The sequence below is a fragment of the Ideonella sp. genome, assembly GCF_041918995.1.
GTDB lineage: Bacteria > Pseudomonadota > Gammaproteobacteria > Burkholderiales > Burkholderiaceae_C > Ideonella.
In genome coordinates, this window is sequence record NZ_JAYRUN010000001.1 from 67,331 (window position 1) to 87,431 (window position 20,101).

16 protein-coding genes and 1 pseudogene are annotated in these 20,101 nt (G+C 69.5%); 3 read left to right on the forward strand and 14 right to left on the reverse strand.

The window, feature by feature from the left end; translation table 11 throughout:
* Positions 1-37: 37 nt before the first annotated feature.
* Positions 38-1,072 carry a HEAT repeat domain-containing protein gene (locus tag ACE3UN_RS00350; RefSeq protein ID WP_374672910.1) on the reverse strand — a complete coding sequence of 345 codons (1,035 nt, stop codon included), beginning with the start codon at positions 1,070-1,072 and terminating at the stop codon, positions 38-40.
* Between the two features lie 62 nt (positions 1,073-1,134).
* Between ACE3UN_RS00350 and ACE3UN_RS00355 the strand changes: the two are divergent.
* Positions 1,135-1,255, forward strand: a pseudogene (locus ACE3UN_RS00355) (IS481 family transposase); the annotation flags it as partial.
* Between the two features lie 57 nt (positions 1,256-1,312).
* Here ACE3UN_RS00355 and ACE3UN_RS00360 read toward each other — a convergent pair.
* Positions 1,313-1,882 carry a hypothetical protein gene (locus tag ACE3UN_RS00360; RefSeq protein ID WP_374673189.1) on the reverse strand — a complete coding sequence of 190 codons (570 nt, stop codon included), beginning with the start codon at positions 1,880-1,882 and terminating at the stop codon, positions 1,313-1,315.
* Entirely contained in the window at positions 1,879-3,252 is a 1,374-nt protein-coding gene (locus ACE3UN_RS00365) for an RHS repeat-associated core domain-containing protein (protein WP_374672911.1), read from the reverse strand. The genes ACE3UN_RS00360 and ACE3UN_RS00365 overlap by 4 nt, the downstream gene beginning before the upstream one ends.
* Before the next feature lie 6 nt (positions 3,253-3,258).
* On the opposite strand from ACE3UN_RS00365, the gene ACE3UN_RS00370 reads away from it, so the two are divergent.
* Positions 3,259-3,744: a hypothetical protein gene (locus ACE3UN_RS00370; RefSeq protein WP_374672912.1), complete on the forward strand. Its 486-nt coding sequence runs from the start codon at positions 3,259-3,261 to the stop codon at positions 3,742-3,744.
* Here the strand turns inward: ACE3UN_RS00370 and ACE3UN_RS00375 are convergent.
* The 6 genes from ACE3UN_RS00375 to ACE3UN_RS00400 form a co-directional block, all read right to left on the reverse strand.
* Positions 3,703-6,246, reverse strand: coding sequence for an RHS repeat-associated core domain-containing protein (locus tag ACE3UN_RS00375; RefSeq protein WP_374672913.1), 2,544 nt, complete (start codon positions 6,244-6,246; stop codon positions 3,703-3,705). The two genes, ACE3UN_RS00370 and ACE3UN_RS00375, sit on opposite strands and share 42 nt — an antisense overlap.
* A gap of 81 nt (positions 6,247-6,327) precedes the next feature.
* Entirely contained in the window at positions 6,328-7,755 is a 1,428-nt protein-coding gene (locus tag ACE3UN_RS00380; protein WP_374672914.1) for a DUF6531 domain-containing protein, read from the reverse strand.
* Positions 7,756-7,918: 163 nt separating this feature from the next.
* Positions 7,919-10,783, reverse strand: coding sequence for an ATP-binding cassette domain-containing protein (locus ACE3UN_RS00385; RefSeq protein WP_374672915.1), 2,865 nt, complete (start codon positions 10,781-10,783; stop codon positions 7,919-7,921).
* On the reverse strand, positions 10,780-12,222 hold the full coding sequence (locus ACE3UN_RS00390; protein WP_374672916.1) for a UDP-glucose/GDP-mannose dehydrogenase family protein: 1,443 nt from the start codon (positions 12,220-12,222) through the stop codon (positions 10,780-10,782). Before ACE3UN_RS00390 ends, ACE3UN_RS00385 begins: the two co-directional genes overlap by 4 nt.
* On the reverse strand, positions 12,219-13,331 hold the full coding sequence (locus tag ACE3UN_RS00395; protein WP_374672917.1) for a phospholipase D-like domain-containing protein: 1,113 nt from the start codon (positions 13,329-13,331) through the stop codon (positions 12,219-12,221). The genes ACE3UN_RS00390 and ACE3UN_RS00395 overlap by 4 nt, the downstream gene beginning before the upstream one ends.
* A complete protein-coding gene (locus ACE3UN_RS00400) occupies positions 13,328-13,945 on the reverse strand; it encodes an isochorismatase family cysteine hydrolase (RefSeq protein ID WP_374672918.1) in 618 nt (205 codons plus the stop codon). Before ACE3UN_RS00400 ends, ACE3UN_RS00395 begins: the two co-directional genes overlap by 4 nt.
* Positions 13,946-14,039: 94 nt before the next feature.
* Here ACE3UN_RS00400 and ACE3UN_RS00405 point away from each other — a divergent pair, with 94 nt between their 5' ends.
* Positions 14,040-14,315, forward strand: coding sequence for a hypothetical protein (locus tag ACE3UN_RS00405; RefSeq protein ID WP_374672919.1), 276 nt, complete (start codon positions 14,040-14,042; stop codon positions 14,313-14,315).
* Positions 14,316-14,334: 19 nt separating this feature from the next.
* Here ACE3UN_RS00405 and ACE3UN_RS00410 read toward each other — a convergent pair whose 3' ends face one another.
* The 5 genes from ACE3UN_RS00410 to ACE3UN_RS00430 all read right to left on the reverse strand — a co-directional run bounded on the left by ACE3UN_RS00410 (position 14,335) and on the right by ACE3UN_RS00430 (position 19,976).
* Positions 14,335-15,474, reverse strand: a complete 1,140-nt coding sequence (locus ACE3UN_RS00410) for a putative zinc-binding metallopeptidase (RefSeq protein WP_374672920.1) — start codon at positions 15,472-15,474, stop codon at positions 14,335-14,337.
* Positions 15,475-15,476: 2 nt separating this feature from the next.
* Entirely contained in the window at positions 15,477-16,013 is a 537-nt protein-coding gene (locus ACE3UN_RS00415; RefSeq protein WP_374672921.1) for a phosphatase PAP2 family protein, read from the reverse strand.
* Between the two features lie 16 nt (positions 16,014-16,029).
* Positions 16,030-17,223 (reverse strand): glycosyltransferase family 4 protein, encoded by a 1,194-nt coding sequence (locus tag ACE3UN_RS00420; RefSeq protein ID WP_374672922.1) that lies wholly within the window; start codon positions 17,221-17,223, stop codon positions 16,030-16,032.
* 64 nt (positions 17,224-17,287) lie between these two features.
* Entirely contained in the window at positions 17,288-18,343 is a 1,056-nt protein-coding gene (locus tag ACE3UN_RS00425) for a DNA topoisomerase IB (protein ID WP_374672923.1), read from the reverse strand.
* A 121-nt stretch (positions 18,344-18,464) separates the two neighbouring features.
* Positions 18,465-19,976 (reverse strand): sigma-54-dependent transcriptional regulator, encoded by a 1,512-nt coding sequence (locus ACE3UN_RS00430; protein WP_374673182.1) that lies wholly within the window; start codon positions 19,974-19,976, stop codon positions 18,465-18,467.
* Positions 19,977-20,101 lie beyond the last annotated feature (125 nt).

A 20,101-nucleotide genomic window follows, 5' to 3' on the forward strand; every position in this document is an offset into this window, starting at 1 on the left:
TGATCGCGCCGCACCCAGGGCGCCCTGTCTGCCTGCCTCAGTCGTGCGCGGGAACGGCCACCTGCATCGGCTCTTCCCGTATCCGCGGCGGCCCTTCGGCCATCCACGCCATGACCTCGCCCATCACCTGGGCCTCGTTGTCCCGAAAGTGCTGCGTGGTGACGTACCTGCCCGTGTAGAGCCCCGCGACCGCGCTGGCTGCGTAGTACCGCACTCGCTGGTCACTGTCGGTCAGCAGGCGCGACCACAGTGGCAGGTCGGTGGGTTCGGACAATGCCCTGAGGCCGCAGGCGCCATCGTGTCGCAACGCGGCGTCCGTCGAGCCCAGCAGCAGGAGGACGGCCGGTCGCGCTTCGCGGGGGAGTCCTTCGCGGCACATGGCGCCGCCCAGCGTGTGCAGCGCCGGCAGGGAGGCCGGCGTCGGACGGCTGATGAGCCCGGAGATGTCCGTCCCCCGGCCGAACACGCCCAGTTGTGCCAGGCCGCCGTGCCCATGCACGGCCACGTCCAATCGGGGGTCGCAGGCCAGGCGTTCGAGGACCGCCCGTGAACGCTGCCCCTTGAACTCCACCAGCGCCACCACGGCCCGATCCCGGATCGCCGAGGCCTCGGACCCGGCGCACTGGGGGTGTCCCGCGGACAGGCACAGCGACTTGTCGTCCTGCTCGATGGCACGACCCAGCAGGTCGACCGTGATCGCCGCGTAGTCGCCCGCGCCCACCGGGAGCCCGGCCGGCAGCACCACGGCGGGGTTCTGGGCGCCCGCCATGGTGTACCGGCCGCCGGCCTGCCGAAGAAGAAAGATCCCTTGCGCCCCGCCGGGGGGGCTGAATCTCAAATCGCCTGCCGGAACCGTGACAGCGCGCGGAATGCCCCGCCCCGGCGGGCTGCGGAGCGTGTGGGTCAGGCGGATCTCCACGCGGTCCTCGCCGATGCGTCGCGCCGACCCCACGACGACGTGCACGTCGTCCGCCACCTCGGCCAGACGGTCGTGACCCACCAGCCCTGCGCGGCTGGCCACGGGGGGCCCCACCAGCAGCAGGGCCAGAACCAGCGTGATGGTGGTCTTCATGGTCGGCGCTCCCCTTGCCTGCCCGGCCCAACAGGCCACCGCGGAACCCGGGGCGGTTCAGGCTGTACGACGAGCATCTGCCGCAGGCAGGCGCTCAAGCATGTCTCGCCCGTGCAAGCCCTGAAGAACTGGCAGAAGTCCCATCCGGATCTTTTCATTCGACAGGCCAGGAATCATCCGGGACTAACAGATGGGCCGTTGACTGTGGGGTGGTCATGCGACAGAAGACTCGTTTCCCGGTCAACGAATGCGCCGTTTCAAATCGTCTCGCCAACTCGTCCATGTGAGCGTCTGCGTTACCTCGGGAGAATCCGGCCAGCTAATGGATGAACCTTCCTTTATTGCATTCTCCACAACTTTGATATTCGTGATATGAGTGGATGGATGTGCATACACCACCGCTAGCTGTGTTCGAGTCAGCACGCGCGCTGCTGTGGGACGCTTCGGTTGAAGAAATCGCGATATATTCTCTTTATAGTCCTTGGGCATTACGTAAATGCGCAACGCTTCCTTGCCCGCGGCTTCACTATGCCAGCGGCCACTGCTGTCCTTCCATTCCAGATGCACGCTGGCACCACCCTCGATAACTATTTCATCTCCTGGGGTACCTCTGTACTGTTCTGCCCAGTAGTGGCCTGCAGGAATAACTCCGTTCCTTCTCTCTGCAATAGACCAATTTCTTGGCAAGGCAGAGTTGATCTGAAGCGCCACCTTATCAGCAATGGATTCGGAAGCTACGGAGGACGGTCCTAGAAGGCCCGAGCACCAACAGATGACAGCGGCTAGTCCCATGATCATGCTTAATTTCATGGTGTGCCAAGCCTTCCACCCGGGGCACCGGGATTCGGCAAGCCGTTGGCGCCGAGTGCCCTGCTTGCTGCGCTGTGGCAGTCGTTCATGAATGGAATCCAGATGAATGCATTCTGATTTCTTTGCATGAAATCCATGACTTGCTTTTCCTTTCCTTCGCTGCCCTCCACTTTGTTGCAGCTATTTCCTGGCGCACCAGGGCCGCCTTCATTGGAAGTCATGCCGGACTTGGAACTACCTCGCATTCCCTCGGATCGACCCGAGGTTGAGTCGTATAGATACGAATGATTCCCAACGAAAGGAAATCCATCGACCGCACGATTGCAGACAAACACCTGCAACCCCGTAGGATCTGCACCGTGGATTGGATTGCCGCCAACGTATGCATAAGTGTTGATCCCTCCCGCGAGCCCGATGGGATCAGACTGCAAGTACCGTCCCATCCCGGCGTCGTAGACCCGATGCCAGTTGTGCCACAGCCCACTCTCCGCATCGAAGTACTGGCCGGGGAAGCCGATATTCATGTCTCCCACCGTGGCATTGACGACGGTACGCCCAAAGGCATCGTTCTTCGCGCGCCAGACGCCTGACTTGGCGGAGTTGGTCAGCAGCTCCGGGCGACCCAGGTGGTCGTTGTGGCTGGCGTAGAACGCGTTGTCGCGCACGATGCCCAGCAGCTCGTTGCCGATCCAGACGTAGCTGGTGCGTTTGGCGCCGTACTCGGCCAGTAGCTGGCCGCCCGGCGTCTGTACGAAGTGCGTGGTACCACCGTGTGAGGGCGCGTACTTCACCGCACGCTGGTTCAGGGCGTTGATGCCGTAGTCACCCTTCAGCACGTTGTTCACCCACAGCCCGGTCATCCGGCCGAATCCATCGTAGCCATAGGTACGGTTGCCGTCGCTGCGCGTCTCGGCTGTGACGTTGCCGTTGGCGTCGTAGCCGAAAGCGCGACTCATCCCACCTCCGCTGTAGCTCAGCAGCCGATTGCTTGGACCGTCCACCGCGATGGAATAGGCGCCGCCTGCCCGCGTGTGGGCCGTGCGGTTGCCCACCTTGTCCCAGCCGAAGGACTGGTCGTCGCCGGTGCGAGCCACCGTCGCCAGCCGGTCATTGGGGTCGTACGTGAAGCTGGCGTCCTGCCCGGTGTAGCGGCCATCGGTGATGGAGGCGATGGTGTCAGTGGCATGCCAGCCGAAGCTCAACGAGTGCATGCCTGGGCTCTCCAGCTTGCTCACACGGCCATCGGTGTCCAGCGTCACCAACCGGTTCAGGCCGTTCCCGTAGTGCCACGCGTACAGGCGCGTGGTGGCTGGCTGGTACAGCAGGGTGTCGCGATGGCCTAAATTTATGCCCTCCGGCCGCACCTGCATGCTGAAATGGCCCTCAAGCCCGCGAGGCGAGCCGTTGCGCTGACCTATCGTCTATTGAATAAGGTAGGAAAAACAATGGCCGCAGCGGCCAGCCAAGCAAAGAAAATATATGCACCAAGAAACTTAGCACCGAAATATGAAAAAACTTCAGTTTTGAATCTGATCACAACCAACAGCCAAAGCACTGGCATTCCAACCACAAAGATCCAAGAAAATGTGCGCGACAACCGGCCAGATAGCTTCCTTGTAGAGATTCTTGCTTCGCGAAGAAAGAAGAATAGGCGCGGGCGCGGTGAAAATATTATGATTCCAATCAGGACCCCTACTAAGCTCGATAGGGAGAACACGGTTGAAATCCAGCCTTCACTGCTCCGGCGGTGGAAGTCGGAAATCAACGCAGTGACTAGTGCGGCATGCCCAATTAATGGACGCCAATACATCCGCAAAATGTCAATCACAGCCATCTCCGGACATAGCCTCGGAAATCGCTGAACCTGCTAGCAGTCCTGCATTCCAAGCTACTCCAACGGCAACAGCGGTTGTCAGCGATGTTGCTCCCACTCGAACTATGTCGGGTCGTCCGACACTACGGAAAAGCGAAAAATCCGAGGATCTCCACTCGCCTAGGACCCTGATTCCCTCTTGGAGCGACGTCCTGCCGCCGTAGCTCTTTGCAGCGGCGCCGCCGCCTGCGAGTCCAGCCAATCCAGTCGCCGAATCGGCGGGCCACGGAAGGACGCTATCGATAGCGTCGTCAATAGCATTCGAAGTGTCTCTATACCTATCTAACGTCCGTTCAGCAAACGATTTGCTGCAAGTGCAAGAAAGCCCCATCAAGTCAATACCACCGAGAGGATTGCCCCCTACATATGCGTACGTATTTATCCCGCCCTGAAGCCCGATGGGATCTGATTGCAGATACCTTCCCATCCCCGCATCGTAAACCCGATGCCAGTTGTGCCACAGCCCACTCTCCGCATCGAAGTATTGGCCGGGGAAGCCGAGATTCACGTCGCCCACCGTGGCATTGACGACGGTGCGCCCGAAAGCATCATTCTTCGCGCGCCAGACGCCTGACTTGGCGGAGTTGGTCAGCAACTCCGGGCGACCCAGGTGGTCGTTGTGGCTGGCATAGAACGCGTTGTCGCGCACGATGCCCAGCAGCTCGTTGCCGATCCAGACGTAGCTGGTGCGCTTGGTGCCGTACTCGGCCAGCAACTGGCCGCCTGGCGTCTGAACGAAGTGCGTGGTGCCGCCGTGTGAGGGCGCGTACTTCACCGCACGCTGGTTCAGTGCGTTGATGCCGTAGTCGCCCTTGAGCACGTTGTTCACCCACAGCCCCGTCATCCGACCGAACCCATCGTAGCCGTAGGTGCGGTTGCCGTCGCTGCGCGTCTCGGCTGTGGCGTTGCCGTTGGCGTCGTAGCCGAAGGCGCGACTCACCCCACCTCCGCTGTAGCTCAGCAGCCGATTGCTTGGACCGTCCACCGCGATGGAGTAGGCGCCGCCGGCCCGCGTGTGCGTCGTGCGGTTGCCCACCTTGTCCCATCCAAACGCCTGGTCGTCGCCGGTGCGAGCCACCGTCGCCAGCCTGTCGTTGGGATCGTAGGTGAAGCTGGCGTCCTGCCCGGTGTAGCGGCCATCGGTGATGGAGGCGATGGTGTCAGTGGCATGCCAACCGAAGCTCAACGAATGCATGCCTGGGCTCTCCAGCTTGCTCACACGGCCATCGGTGTCCAGCGTCACCAACCGGTTCAGGCCGTTCCCGTAGTGCCACGCGTACAGGCGCGTGGTGGCTGGCTGGTACAACAGCGTATCGGCCAGGCGCACCCAGGCGCCGTTGATCCACCCGTCCAGCTGCTTGACGCGGCCGAGCGTGTCCCACGTGTACTTGACGGCCACCCCCGTCGGGTAGTTCACCTGCAAGAGGCGGCCGGCCGCGTCATAGTCCCAGGAGGTTGTGTACGTCACTCCGTCGATGACGGTGGTCTGTGTGAGCAGGTCGCCCGCGGCGCCATAGGTGTAGGTGGTACTTCCTGTCGCGTCCACCATGCTTGTCAAGCGCCCGCGGCCATAGGTGCCGGCGTCATACGTGAAGGTCTCTGTGGCGCCTCCCACCGTTCGGCTGGTCAGCCGGCCGATCTTGTCGTGGGTGTACTGGATGACATCACCATTGGCTCGGCGCTCGGTCGCAAGGTGGCCGGCCACGTCGTACGTGTATTCGGTCACCCCGGTATCGGGGCTGGTGCGCATGCGGACCGCGCCCGAGCCGTCGTAGGTAAAAGACGTCACCAGCCCGCGGGGATCCTTGACGGACTTGAGTCGGCCCTGGGTGTCGTAGGCGTAGTCAATGACGCCCTGGTCGGGCAGCGTGACCTTGTCGAGCCGGTTCAAGTGGTCGTACTCATACAGCGTGGAACGGCCAGCCACATCCGCGCGCGAAGTGACATTGCCGTTCTTGTCATATGCGATGGTCATCTGCTGGCCGTTGGTCCCCTTGACCGCCCGAGGCCGTCCCAAGGAGTCCAAAGTCGCCGAGATGCTGAACTCACCGCCGCTTACCGCTACCGGAAGGCCGTTGGAAGTGGAAGGAACCCGGCGTGGCGCCGCCCACACCTCTGTGTTCGTCGCCCTCGTCCATGTGCGGCTCATATACGAGCCCGAAGAATCACCAACACCATCGAGACGGGCGCCCGCGTCGTATCTGAACCTCACCTGGGCGCCCGTTGCGTACGCCACGCGGGTAACTGTTCCGTGAGGGCTGTAAGCGAAGCTCGTCGTCCGTGCGCCAGCTCCGGTTTGAACCGTTTCCGTGACAACGCGCCCGAAGGCATCGTATGCGACCTCAGTGACGACGCCGTTGGCGTCCCGGTACACGGCGGCCAGCCCGCGGGCGTCATGGCCAGACCATTCTTCCAGATGGCCCATCGGGTTAAGGTACGACACGAGGTTCCCACGGGAATCGAACTCCCATCTTTCAGAAGCTATCCCCATGCCTGTGGACCAATTACGAGTCTCTGTTGCAACACCGCCGTTGCTGTGGAAACTGTACGCCCGTGAATAGGTTGTGCTTCGCTACAGGATCAAGTCTTCATCCACTTGCATTTCGAGGCGGCCTGCAGCGTCACCGGTTATGTAGTATCTGTAGGTACTACGGAAGAACGGCGCATCGTCGGATCCCTGCAACTCGCGCATGACCAAGCGCCAATCATCCCACGTATACGACACGGTTTGGCGCTGTGACGTCCCCGCATCTCTCACCGCCTTGGTCAGTCGCCCCTCTGAGTCGTAGGTGTAGTCGGTCTTGACGCCGTTCCAGTCCAGGTCGTAGTCGGGATAGCCGTTTGCGTCATAGGCGATGGACGCAGCAGCAGCGGGACAGGTGCTGGTCGCGGGTCGACTCAGTGCGGTCAACTTGAGTTCCCCATTGACGTTGCTGAATCGATAGGTCGTACTTTGGCCCCGGGCGTCTGTGACGGTCGCCGAAAGAGAGCCATAGGTAATGCTATCGACGTCCTCGCCGTTGGAGGACGACAGGCCGCTTTGTCTTACCCGCTTGTCGCTGTAGTAGCTGTAGGTGCTGTATCGAACCCCGTTGACCGAAACCCCGGTCAGCAGCGTGGTGTCGGCATGATCCTCATAGTGGTATCTACGCGTGACGGCGTTGGGACTGGGGGAGGTGACCGTGTCGAGCATCCCTTGGCTTCCGTAGGCAAACGTCCACGTGCCGCCCGCCGGATCGATCACCTGTGTCACCCTGTCACCTGTCCATTGCAGCTTCACTACCTGTCCCTGACCATTGGAGACAGAAGTCAAGACTCCATTGGTATAGAAGTAGTTGCGAATCAGTGCGCCATTGCGCTTCACTGAAGAGAGAAGTCCTGAAGAGTTGAATAGGTAGGTGTAGCCGTCCTTGGCCAAGGTCCAACCCGGGGCGGAGTAGAACAGTTTACCCATGAGGTTATTGCCAGCCACGGAATATCCCGGGCCCGCGACTTTGGTGTATCTGTACTGCGACCCGTCGTCCAGCGCAAGCACAGCCAAAGCCGGTGAGCACACGCCCTCGACGCATGTTTGCCCCGAGCCGGTCACCTTCCATGTTGCCAACGACGATGCCCACTTGGGCCCGAACAGTTGACCTGCGGCCAACCGGCTGCGGTAGGTGCGCCCAAGTGCAACCCCACTCAGGCCGCCAGTTTGAAAATCTGACTCCGGCAGCAGTTTTTCGCCTGTAGTCAGCATGACGGGCTTCGACGTTTCCACGTCGCAGCGGATCGCCGTATTGTCTTCGCTGCTCGGCGGTTGGCGGCCACCTGCAGGGCCTCGAAATCCGTTGTCGCGGTTTGCCGCGTAGCCTTCTGGAATCTTGTAGAGCCTCAGCCAGCCCTCGTCGGCGGAACGGTCGGGGCGGGGCGCTGTCACCTCGACGCGGTCAATGGCATGGACTGACGAAAACGCCATGAGCGAGGCCGAGGCGAGGACGGGCCAGATGTAGTGGCGCATAGTTACTCCCCTTTGAACCCATCTTGCGCCTCATTCTTTTGCCCGCCATCCCCCAAATGGGGCGGTCTTCAAAGGGAGCCGCAGGCAGACGCCACCACCTGCCGCGCGGCACGGCGAAAGGGAAAGGGACGCGCCACCCCAACTGCCCGGGAAGACTGGCCCTTTACGCCGCCGCGGAGGCGGCACTTCCGAGCCCCCGCCCCGCCAGGTGGACCAGCGTGGCGATCAGCTCCGGCGGGTCCACCGGCTTGGCCAGGTGCACCTGGAAGCCGGCCATCAGCGCCATCAGGCGGTGCTCCGGTCGGGCCAGGCCGGTGAGGGCCAGGGCGGGCAGGCGCTCGGCCAGGGGCACGCCGCGTTCGGCCTCGATCTGGCGGATGCGGCGCACGACGGCGTGGCCGTCCTCGCCGCCGCCCAGCGAGATGTCGCAGGCCAGCAGCTGCGGCCATTGCGCGGTGCCGTGCTGGTTGAGCCAGCCGATGGCATCGCGTCCGCTGCTGAAGGCGAGGACGGCGGCGCCCTCCTCCTGCAGGACCTCGGTGAGCGCCGACAGCGCGTCGCGGTCGTCGTCCACGCACATCACGGCCAGGCCGGCCAGGGGCATGGGCGGCAGCGGCGGCGCCACCGGTGGCACGGGCGCCACCGGCGGGCCCGGCTCGGCCACGTCGACGCCGGCCGGGTCGGCGCCCGCCGCCGCGTCGCCCGCCGGCGCGGCGCGGTGTGCTGCCTGGGACGCCGCCACGAAGGCCGTCGCCTCGGCCGCATGGCCGGGCGCGGGGCGCGCCGCCACGACCAGCGGCAGCAGCGGCAGCTCGAGGTGGAAGCGCATGCCGTGCACGGCTGTCGCCATGTCGGTCTCGAAGCGGCCGCCCATGCGCTCCAGGGTGCTGCGCAGGGTCAGCGGGTCCAGCGGCGGGATGTCCGGATCCAGCTCGGGCAGGGTGCCCTCGGCGGGCAGCGCGCGGCCCTGGCGGCCGTCGGTGATGCTCACCCGGGCGTTCACGTCGTGGCGCACCAGGCGGATCTCGATGCGCCCGCCCGCCGGCGTGGCGCGCACCGCCTGCCGCCCGATGGCGTAGAGGGCCTGGGCGAGCATGCCGGGATCGCCGGACACGCTGGCATTGACCAGGTCCACGTCGGTGTACAGCGCGATGCCGCGCGGCTCGGTGAGCGCGCGCAGCGCGTCCACCGTGCCGGCCAGCAGCACCGCCAGGTTCACCGGCTGGCGGGCCATGCGGCGCTCCAGGCGCTCGAACTCGCGCTGCTGCAGCTGCAGGTTCCACAGCTGGGCATACAGGCCGTCGCGTTCCAGCAGCTCCTGGTGGCGGCCGCTCTCCACGATGCGGCCGCGGTCCATGACCACGATCTGGTCGGCGTTCACGATGGTGGACAGGCGGTGGGCGATGATGAGCGTGGTGCGCCCCTGCGCGATGCGGTCCAGCTCGCGCTGGATGGCCCGCTCGGCCCGCGTGTCCAGCGCCGAGGTGGCCTCGTCGAAGATCATCAGCGGCGGGTTCTTCAGCAGCGCGCGCGCGATGGCGATGCGCTGCTTCTCGCCGCCCGAGAGCTTCATGCCGCGCTCGCCCACGATGGTGTCGTACTGCTGCGGCAAAGAGACGATGAATTCGTGCACCTGGGCGGCCTTGGCCGCCTCGATCACCTCGGCCAGGCCCACGCCCATGCGGCCGTAGCCGATGTTGAAGGCGATGGTGTCGTTGAACAGCGCCGTGTCCTGCGACACCACGCCGATGGCGTGGTAGACGCTGTCCTGCTGCAGGCTGCGCAGGTCCTGGCCGTCGATGAGCACGCGGCCGCCCTGCGGGTCGTACAGGCGCAGCAGCAGGCGCGCCAGCGTGGACTTGCCCGAGCCGCTGCCTCCCACCACGGCCACGGTCTTGCCCGGCGGCAGGTGCAGGTTGAAGTCGCTCAGGATGGGCCGGCCGGCCTCGTAGGCGAAGTGCACATGGTCGAACACCACCTCGCCGCCCTGCAGCGCCAGCGGCTGCGCCCCGGGCGCGTCGCTGATCTCCGGCGCCTGTTTGAGCAGCGCGAACAGCTTCTCGGTGTTGACCAGCGCGTCGATGGTCTCGCGGAACACGAAGCCGAGCGTGTTCAGCGGCATGCAGATCTGGATCACGTAGGAGTTCACCAGCACCAGGTCGCCCACGCTCAGCGTGCCGGCCAGCGTCTGCTGGCCGGCCAGCAGCATCACCGTGGCCACGCCGGCAGCGATGATGGCGCTCTGGCCGATGTGCAGCACCGACAGCGCCTTCTGGTTGCGCACGCCGGCGTCGATCCAGCGCTGCTGCACCTCCTGGTAGCGGTGCAGCTCGAAGTCGCGCCGGGCATAGGTCTTCACCATCTCCACGTTCAGCAGCCCGTCCACCATGCGGCCCGAGGCCAGCGAGTCGATCTCGTTGACCTCGCGCTGGCGCTGCTCGCGCCGGCGCGTGAGCAGTGTGGTGTAGGTGGCGTAGACGAAGAAGGTGACGCCGATGGTCACGGTGAACCACACGCTGTAGCCCGCGGCGATGAGCACCGCCAGCACGAACACGAACTCCACCAGCGTCGGCAGCACGGTGAACAGCCCGGCACCGAGTAGGAAGCCCACCCCGCCGGTGCCGCGCTCGACGTCGCGGATGAGGCTGCCGGTGTTGCGCGCCGCATGGAAGCGCGGGCTCAGCGCCAGCAGGTGGGCGAAGGTGCGCTGGGCGAAGGCGCCCACGGTGCGCATCGTCACGCGGGCGAACATCAGGTCGCGCAGCTCGGTGAACAGCGTGCCGGTGAAGCGCAGCAGCGCATAGCCCAGCAGCAGGAACACCGGCAGGGCCACCACCAGCTGCCGCGGGTCGGACGCGCCCGCGGCGATCGCCGCCTCGCGCTGGCTGAAGGTGTCGATGATGGCCTTGAAGATCAGCGGCACGCCCACCGCCACGATCTTGGCGGCCACCAGCAGGCCCAGCGCCGCCAGCGTGCGCCAGCGGTACTGCCAGACGGCGGCCCACAGGCCGGCGACGACTTCCTTCATTTCGCCATCTCGGCTCCCGCGTGCGAGGCGCGCGCGGCCAGCACGGGCGCCCGGCCCACGGCGCGCGCATGCAGGCCCAGCGCGGCCAGCGCCACGGGCTCGCACACGCCCCGGCCGTCGAACACCCAGTCGCCCGCCATGCAGCGGCGCACCTTGTGCCAATCGATGGCGCGGAACTGCGGCCACTCGGTCACGATGACGAGCGCGTCGGCCCCGGCCACCGCCCCGAACGGATCGGCCGCGAAGCGCACGCCCGGCAGGCCTGCGTAGCGCTGGCGCGCCGCCGGCATGGCCAGCGGGTCATGCGCCACCACCTCCGCGCCTGCAGCCACCAGGGACTGGATCACGGTGTCGCTGGGCGCCTCGCGCAGGTCGTCGGTGCCCGGCTTGAAGGCCAGGCCCCACAGGGCGATGCGCCGCCCGGCCAGGTGGCCGTCGAAGGCCTCGGCCACCCACTGCGGCAGCAGCGACTTCTGCCGCTCGTTCACCCCCTCGATGGCCTCCAGCATGGGCAGGGCGAGACCGGCCTCGGCGGCGCTGCGGCGCAGGGCGCGCAGGTCCTTGGGCAGGCACGACCCACCGTACCCGCAGCCGGGGTGCAGCATGTGCGGGCCGATGCGCAGGTCGCTGCCCATGCCGGCGCGCACCTCGTCCATGTCCACGCCCAGCTCGGCGCCGAGCAGCGCGAAGTCGTTCATCAGGCTGATGCGGGCGGCCAGCATCACGTTGCTGGCGTACTTGGTGAACTCGGCCGCACGCACCGACATGGGCAGCCAGCGGGCCGCGGCGTCGCGCAGCAGCGGCTCGTACAGGCGGTGCAGCAGGGCCAGCGCCGCCGGCGCATCCGCACCGGCCACCACCCGGTCCGGCTGCATGAAATCGGCCACCGCCGTGCCCTCCTTGAGGAACTCGGGGTTGGACGCCACGGCGAACGGCAGGTCCGCCCGGCCACGCCGCGCCAGCGCCGCACCGATCACCTCGCGCACACGCTCGGCGGTGCCCACCGGCACCGTGCTCTTGTCCACCACCAGCACCTCGCGGGTCATGCGCTCGCCGATGGCCCGGGCCACGGCCAGCACATGGCGCAGGTCGGCCGAGCCGTCCTCGCCGGCCGGCGTCCCGACGGCGATGAACTGCACGCGGCCGTGCGCCACCGCCGCGTCGGCGGACTCGGTGAAGCGCAACCGGCCCTGCGCGGCATGGCGGCGGATGAGCTCGGGCAGCCCCGGCTCGTGGAAGGGCGGCTCGGCCCGCGAGAGCGCGGCCACGCGGGCGGCGTCGGTGTCCATCACCACCACGTCGTGGCCCAGTTCGGCCAGGCAGGCGCCCGTGACCAGGCCCACGTAGCCGGCGCCGAACACGGTGACGGCCTCGGCATCGCGCCGGGGCCGCTGCGGCGCAGGGGCGGCGCCGGCCGCGTGCAGATCGTCCTGTCTCATCGTTGGGGTCCTCGCTGGACGGTGCGTCGGCCCGGGGTCGGGGCCGGTGAAGAAGCGGGCGCGCCGCCGGGCAGCGGGCGTGGCCGGCTGGCCAGGTGGTGCGCATCGCCGCAGCGGGCCGCGTCCACCACGTAGCGCGCCTCCAGCTCGGCCGCGAAGTGGCTGTCCAGCACCACGAGCTCCACGCCGCGGCCGCCCCGGCTGCCGCACCAGCCCAGGTCGGCCGTGCCCAGCCCGCACCACTGGCCGTCCACCAGCGCGATGCGCGCGGGCGCCTCGCCGGGCGGCAGCGGGTGCAGGCGCACGCCCGCCTCGGCGAGCGGCGCCAGCAGCCAGCGCGCCGCGGACGCCGGCAGCCAGGCGGCCACCTCGTGGCGCAGCATCAGCCGCGTGTCCACGCCGCGCCGCGCCGCGTCCGCCATGGCGGCGAACAGGCCGGGCGAGGGCGCGAAGGCCGCGCTGCGCAGCCAGACGCGGTGCTGCGCCTGCCGCACCGCGCCTTCGAGCGCACGCACGAACGGGTGGGCGACGGCGGCGCGCCCGCGGCGCGGCCGCAGGCCCACCGCCACGCGCTGCCGGCCCAGCGCCGGCGGCAGCGGTGCCAGGGTCGACGTCACCGTCCCGTCCAGGCCCTGGGCCTCGGCCAGGGCGGCCGCGGCGGGGCCTTGCACGCTCAGCACCGCGGGCAGCTCGGCGGCGCGCATCGTGGCATGCCGCGGGCTGCGGCGTGGCGGCTCCACCCCGCCGACGAAGGCATGGCAGCCGTCCACGACGAGCAGCCAGCCGGCGTCGCCGCCATGCCACCAGCCGCTGGCCTGCGCCGCCAGCAGGTGCAGCAGGTGGGTGGGCAGCGGCCACTGCCGCACCGTCACGCCGCGCGCCACGCAGGCACGCAGCCGGTCGGCCACCAGCCCGCGCAGGCGGCGGTCGCGCTGCCAGGCCTGGGCCACCTGCACCTGGTGGCATGCGCCGTCGATCGCCGCGCAGATGGCCGCCTCGGCCGCCTGCCGCTCACGCCACCAGCGCAGGCGATTGCCGGCCAGCAGCGGCCCGCCGGCGTGGGTGGTGAGCAGCCGCGCATGCAGCGCGTCGCCGGGGACATGGCTCATGCCGCGCGGCGTGGCAATGCCCGTTCCCAGGCGGGCCGCACGTCGGCCTTGAGCACGCGCTCCATGAGGGCCAGCGCCTGCTCGCGCGCGGCCTCGCTTTCCGCGGCCACGCAGTCGGCCGGCGCCCACACGGCGTAGCCACGCAGGTAGGCGTCCATGGCGGTGAACAGCACGCAGCTGTCCGCCGCCACGCCGGCCAGCACCAGGCGGCGGCAGCGCAGCCCGCGCAGCAGCTCGTCCAGCGGGGTGGCGAAGAACGCGGAGTGGCGCGGCTTGAGCACGGTGAAGTCACGCTGGCGCGGCTTCAGCGCACGGGCCATCTCGCCGGGTGCGCCCGGCATGCGCGCGCACTCGTGCCACAGGCTCTGGAAATCCGAGCGCCACACGCCGTAGTTGTCGTTGGCGTAGATGCAGGTCACCTGCTCGCGGTTGAGCGCGCGGCGCAGGCGGGCGGTGGCGTGGGCGGCCGCCACCGCGGCCGGGGCCAGCGCCTCGCCGCCGGGAAAGTCCAGCGGGTTCACCACATCGACGAGCAGCAGCACGGTGGGGCTGGCGGCGAGCGCAGGCTTCTGGATGCGCCCGCCGCCGGCGCCCTGCAGGACGGAGCGAGGCATGGCGCGCCGGTTGGCAAGCCCCGTGCCTCCCTCGGTGGCCATCGGGCACGTGCCCTGCCCTGGACGGCCAACGCCGCTGACCGCCCCCACCGCCATGAAAGCCCGCCCCCGTGTTGTGCGCACCTCTCGCCCCGAGCCCCAGCGCGTCGGCCGCCCGCCCATCGCCCCGGGCTCCGGCGGCACCGAACGTGGCGACCTCGCGCTGCCCCACGAGCGCGACGAGTCCATGACGGGGCAGACCCACGGCCAACCCCTGCCGGTGATGCAGCAGGCCTACGAGGACATCACCTCGGGCCAGGTGGACACCGACATGCGCGCCACGCCGGGCCTGGACGCGCGGCGGCGGCGCGCGCTCGTCCGGCGCCGCTGAGCCGCGCGCCGGCCGGTGCTCAGCCCGCCACGGGTGCGCCGATCACCTGGTGCACCAGGTAGAGCTTGCGCAGGGCGGGCCGGGACAGCACAAACGGATAGAAGTCGTGCAGCCCCATGCTGCGCGACAGCTCGTTGAGCACGCCCGTGAGCTCCATCCAGCCGTTGACGAGCCCCAGGAAGGCCTCGGCCTGTGCGCGGTCGGGCCCGGCCAGCTCACCGAGCGTGTCCAGCGCGAAGCGCTCGTAGTCGAGCTCCACCGTCTCGCCGTCCACGCCGAAGCTGCGCGCCGTGTCCAGCGTGTCACGCAGGTGCAGGTAGTGGGCCCAGGTTTCGGCCCAGTCCTCCCACGGGTGGCTGCTGGCATAGGCACTCACATGGCGCTGCGGCCAGTCGGCCGGCGCCCCCTGCTGGTAGTGGCGCTGCAGCGCGGCGGCGTAGTCCTCGCGCTCGTCGCCGAACACCGCGCGGAACGGCTCGATCCAGCGGTTGCCGCTGCCGCCGTCCACCAGCCGCATCCAGTAGTAGTGGCCTGTCTCGTGGCGCAGATGGCCCAGCAGCGTGCGGTAGGGCTCGTGCAGCTCGCTGCGCCGGCGCTCGCGAATCGCGTCGTCGGCCTCCTCCACGTCCAGCGTGATGACACCGTCGGCATGGCCGGTGACGACGGCCGGGCCGCCCGGCGGCGCCCGCAGCAGGTCGAAGGCCAGTCCGTTCGCGGGGTCCTCCCGCATGCGGGACTTCACCGGCAGGCCCAGGCCCAGCAGCGTGGACACCAGCCGGCGCTGTGCCGACGAGATGCGCTGCCAGTAGCGGCCGTTCTCGGGCACCGACAGGTCCGGCAGCGTGCGCGTCAGGCGGCAGCTGCGGCACAGGGGCGGCGTGCCGGCATGGGCGTCGCCCGCCTCCACCAGCCAGTTGCAGCCCCCTGGCCCGTCGAAGTGGCTGCAGCGCCGGTAGCCCCGTGCACCGGGCCGGCGCCGGCCCACGGCCACGGCCCGCCAGGCGCCGGGCTCGCCCGCCACGGGCTCCAGCGGCAGCAGGGCCCGCCGCACCGGGTCGTAGCCCAGCGGCGTCTGGCAGGCCAGGCACTGGGTGTTGCGGAAGAACACCGGCCGGCCGCAGCGGCACCGGAACGCACGCGGCGTGAGGGGCCGGTCCACGCTCAGACCCAGGCCCGGACGAGGCTGGCCGTCAGCACCCCGATGAGGCCGCCCACCACCACGTCGCTCGGGTAGTGCAGCCCCAGCACCACGCGCGCCACGCCCACCAGCACCGCATAGCACCAGAGCACGGGCGCCAGCGCGGGGTAGGCGGCCGACAGCAGCAGCGCGAACGCCGCCGCGTGCAGCGAGTGGCCGCTGGGGAAGCTGAAGCGGTCGGGAATCGGGGCGCAGGCCTGGATGCCGGGGCACTGCTGGCAGGGGCGCGACCGCCGCGTCCAGCCCTTGATCGCGTAGTAGATGGCCAGGTTGGCGGCACCCGCGGCCGCCAGCTGACGCGCGCACGCCATGCCGCGCGGCCCGCCCGCCAGGGCGAGCGCCGCCAACACGGCCGCCCACATGGGCCCGTCGCCCAGCCGGCTGCACCAGAGCATGAGCTTCAGCCACAGCGGCCGGCCCGAGCGCTGGTGCAGTGCCACCGCCCACCGCCGGTCCAGCTCCGCGCTGTACACCAGGCCGGAATCGAGCCAGCGGCGCATGGCAGCCCCGGGGCACTCAGGCCACGGCCGGGCGGCCCGGCGCCTGCCGGCCTGCCACCTCGTCCACCACCTCGGCCAGCTCCTGCTCGAAGGCCCGCAGCGCGGTCTCCCAGTCGCTGCACAGCGCCAGGCGGCGCGCGCGCTGCCGCAGCGCGCCGCCCGGGTCCGCCTCGGCCACGGCCAGACGCGCCGCCTGCATGAAGCTGGCCCGGCTGTCCGGTCGGGCGAGGAAGCCGCTGCGGCCCGGCTCCAGCAGCTCGCCCGCGGCGGCGCTGTCGAAGGCCACCACCGCCAGGCCGCTGGCCAAGGCCTCGAGCGTGACATTGCCGAAGGTGTCGGTGAGGCTGGGGAAGAGGAACACGTCCGCGCTGGCATAGCAGCGCGCGAGCGCGGCCCCGCGCTGCAGGCCCACGAAGCAGACCTCGGGATGCTCGGCCTCCAGCCGGGCGCGCAGCGGTCCGTCGCCGGCCACCACCATGCGCAGGCCCGGGTGGTGCGGCCGCAGCACCTCGAAGGTGTCCAGCGCCAGCGCCACGTTCTTCTCCGCGGCCAGACGGCCCACGTACAGCAGCACCCGGTCGTCCGGCCCGGCGCCCCAGGCCTCCCGCAGGGCCTCGTCGCGCTGGGCGGGCGAGAACTGGCCCGCGTCCACGCCGCGCCCCACCACGTGCAGGCGCTCGAAGCCGGCCGCGGCGAGCTCCTCGCACAGCGCAGGCGTGGGCACGAAGCTGCGGTCGGCCATCCCGTGCAGCCCGCGCAGGTAGGCCAGCACGGCCGGCTGCAGCCACCCCAGCCGGTAGTGGCGGCTGTAGGCATGGAAGTTGGTGCGGAAGTCGGCGCTGGTGGCGATGCCCTCGGCGCGCGCCGCGCGCAGCGCCGACCAGGCCAGCGGGCCCGGCGTGGCCACGTGCACGATGTCGGGACGGGCCTGTTGCCAGCGCTCGCGCAGGGCCGAGGACGTGGCCCAGCCGAAGCGCAGGCCGGGGTACATGGGGATGGGCGCGCCGGCGGTGCGCCACTCGCCGTTGTCGAAGGTGTGGTCCCCTTCGGCCAGGGGCTGCGGGCCGTCGGCCGTCTCGTGCGGCTGGCGCGGGCGGATCAGCTGCACCGCATGCCCGGCCTGGCGCAGGTGCTGCACGGTGCGCGCGGTCGTGAGCGCGACGCCGTTGATCTCGGGGGGGAAGGTCTCGGTGATGTAGGCGATGCGCACGGGCTGACCTCGCGGCGGGAGGAAGGCCGGCCGCGGGCACGCCGCCGCCGATGGTGCCGCCGGTTCAGCAATCGGGGTTCCCGCGCCCCCGGCGGCGGCGCGGCCCCTGCAGCAGCGCCAGGAGCTGGCGCTCGGCCACGCTCAGGCCCCGCGCCGCCGGCGGGGCCGCCGCCCACGGCTGGGCGGCCAGCGACTGGCGCTGCGGCTCGCTGGCCAGCTGCTCCGCCACCGCCAGCACCGCGGGGTGGATGTAATGCTTGCGGCAAACCGCTGGGGTATTCCCCAATCTCCGCGCCACCTGGGCCACGATCTCCGCGGGCGTCGGGCAGGCGGTGGCCGCCGGGGCGCGGCAGGCGGCCAAGGTGGTGGCCAGTGCATGCACGCTGCCGTGCCAGGTGCGGAAATCCTTCGCGGTCACGTGCAGGCCGGGCGACAGCTCGGCCAGCCAGGCGTTCACGTCCGCCGAGCCGATGCGGCCGATGCTGCCGTCGTCCGCCTGGTACTCGAACAGCTCCTGCCCGGGCAGCTCGCGGCAGCGGCGGACGATGCGTGCCACCCGCCGGTCGGACAGGCGGACCTCGTGGCGCACGCCGCTCTTGCCCACGAAGGACAGGCGCAGCTCGCCGCCGCGCACGCCCGCGTGGTCGTTGCGCAGCGTGGTCAGGCCGAAGGAGCCGTTCTGCCGGGCGTATTCGTCGTTGCCGATGCGCAGCCAGGTCGCGTCCAGCAGCCGCACCAGCGTGGCCAGCACCCGCTCGCGCGTGGGTTCGCTGGCCTGGCCGAGGCGGCGGTCCACGCGCTGGCGCAGGCCGGGCAGCAGCCGGCCGAAGGCGAGCAGGCGGTCGAACTTGTCGGCACCCCGCTGGGCCGTCCAGTCCGGGTGGTAGCGGTACTGCTTGCGGCCCCGCGCGTCGCGGCCCGTGGCCTGCAGGTGGCCGTCCGGGCGCAGGCAGATCCACACGTCGCGGTAGGCAGGCGGCACGGCCAGGCGGCGGATGCGCTGCAGCACGTCCTCGTCACGCAGGGCTTCACCGGTGGGCAGCAGGTAGGCGAAGCCCTTGCCGCGCCGCACCCGGCGGATGCCGGGCTCCCTGTCGCACACCCAGGCCAGCGTGGACACGGGAGAAGGGCTGGGGATGCTCGCGGGGCGCGCCATGGCCGCCCCGCTGTGCAAGCGCCGTGCCCTGCGCCCGGCGCCGGCATCGGCTGCCCCGGGCCGGGCGGCCCGGGGGCTGCAACGCTCAGTTGCCCGCGGTGGAGGACTCGGCCGTGCGGGGCGCCGGGCTGCGCGACGCGTCCGTCTCGTCCTGTTCGGCGGCGTATTCCTTGAGCCGGTTGTACAAGGTCTTGAGGCTGATGCCCAGGACCGCCGCGGTGCGTTCCTTCTGGTACTTGTGGTGCCGCAGCGTGGCCTCGATGAGCGCCCGCTCCGCCTGGGCCATGGACGTGCCGATGGGGATGGTGACCACGTCGCCATGCGCCTGCGGCACGGCAGGGGCGGCCGGGGCCGACGGCGTCGGGGAGCCCGGTGACGCCGGCACCGCGCCGGCCGGGGCGTTTTCCGCGGCCCGGGCGGCCAGCGCCGCCAACGCCGCCCCGGTGGGACGCGGCAGCCATTCGTCGTCGATCGTCTCGCCGGCGGCCATCACGTAGGCACGCTGCACCACGTTGCGCAGCTCGCGCACGTTGCCCGGCCAGTGGTGCTGCGACAGGCGGTCCAGCGCGGCGGCGGTGAAGCGCTTGGCCTTGCCCTCGCGTGCCACCACGGCGTCCAGGAAGTGCTGGGCCAGCAGCGGCACGTCCGACAGGCGGTCGCGCAGCGGCGGCAGCTCGATGGGGAACACGTTGAGCCGGTACAGCAGGTCCTCGCGCAGCTTGCCCTGCGCCACGGCCTGCTCGGGCAGCCGGTTGGTGGCCGCGATGATGCGCACGTCCGCCTCCTGGCTGGTGGTGGAGCCCACCCGCATGAAGCGGCCCGTTTCCAGCACACGCAGCAGCTTCACCTGCAGCTCCAGCGGCATCTCGGTGATCTCGTCGAGGAACAGGGTGCCGCCGTTGGCCCGCTCGAAGAAGCCCAGGTGCTGGCGCTCGGCGCCGGTGAAGCTGCCCTTCTCGTGGCCGAAGATCTCGCTCTCGATGAGGTTGGGCGAGATCGCGCCGCAGTTGACCGCCAGGAACGGCTGCTTGCGCCGGCGCGACAGGTCGTGCACCGTCTGGGCGACCACCTCCTTGCCCGTGCCGGACTCGCCGGTGATGAACACGCTGACCGAGGTGCCCGCCACGCGGGAGATCTGCTCGTACACGCGCAGCATGGGCGGCGACTGCCCCCACAGGTGGCCGAAGTGGCCGCCCTGCGCGAGGCTGGCGTTCATGCGGGCGACGTCGGCCTTGAGCGCCGCCGGCTTCATGAAGCGCGACAGCACGCCCTGCAGCTGGCGCATGGCGATGGGCTTGACCAGGTAATCCGCCGCCCCCAGCCGCAGCGCCTGGATGGACGTCTCCAGGCTCGCATGGCCGGTGATGAGCACCAGCTCCGAGGCGGCCACCAGGTCGGGGTCGGAGAAGAGGTCGAGGCCGCTGCCGTCGGGCAGCTGCAGGTCGAGCAGCACCAGGTCGGGCGGCTGCATGGCGATCTGGCGCCGGGCATCGCGCAGGGTGTGGGCAACCGCCACGGAGAAGTTCTCGCCCGCGACCAGATCGCGCAGCGTGGTGGCGGAGTCGACGTCGTCATCGACGATCAGAACGTGGTTCAGGACGTGTCCTTGCGCCATGGGCAGTGAAGCGTTGACGTGCCGGGCCGGGGCCCGGCGGCGAACCCGGATCATCCTCCACACGCCCTGGGCGCCTGCGGACGAAGCCGGGTTCAGACAAGGGGTAT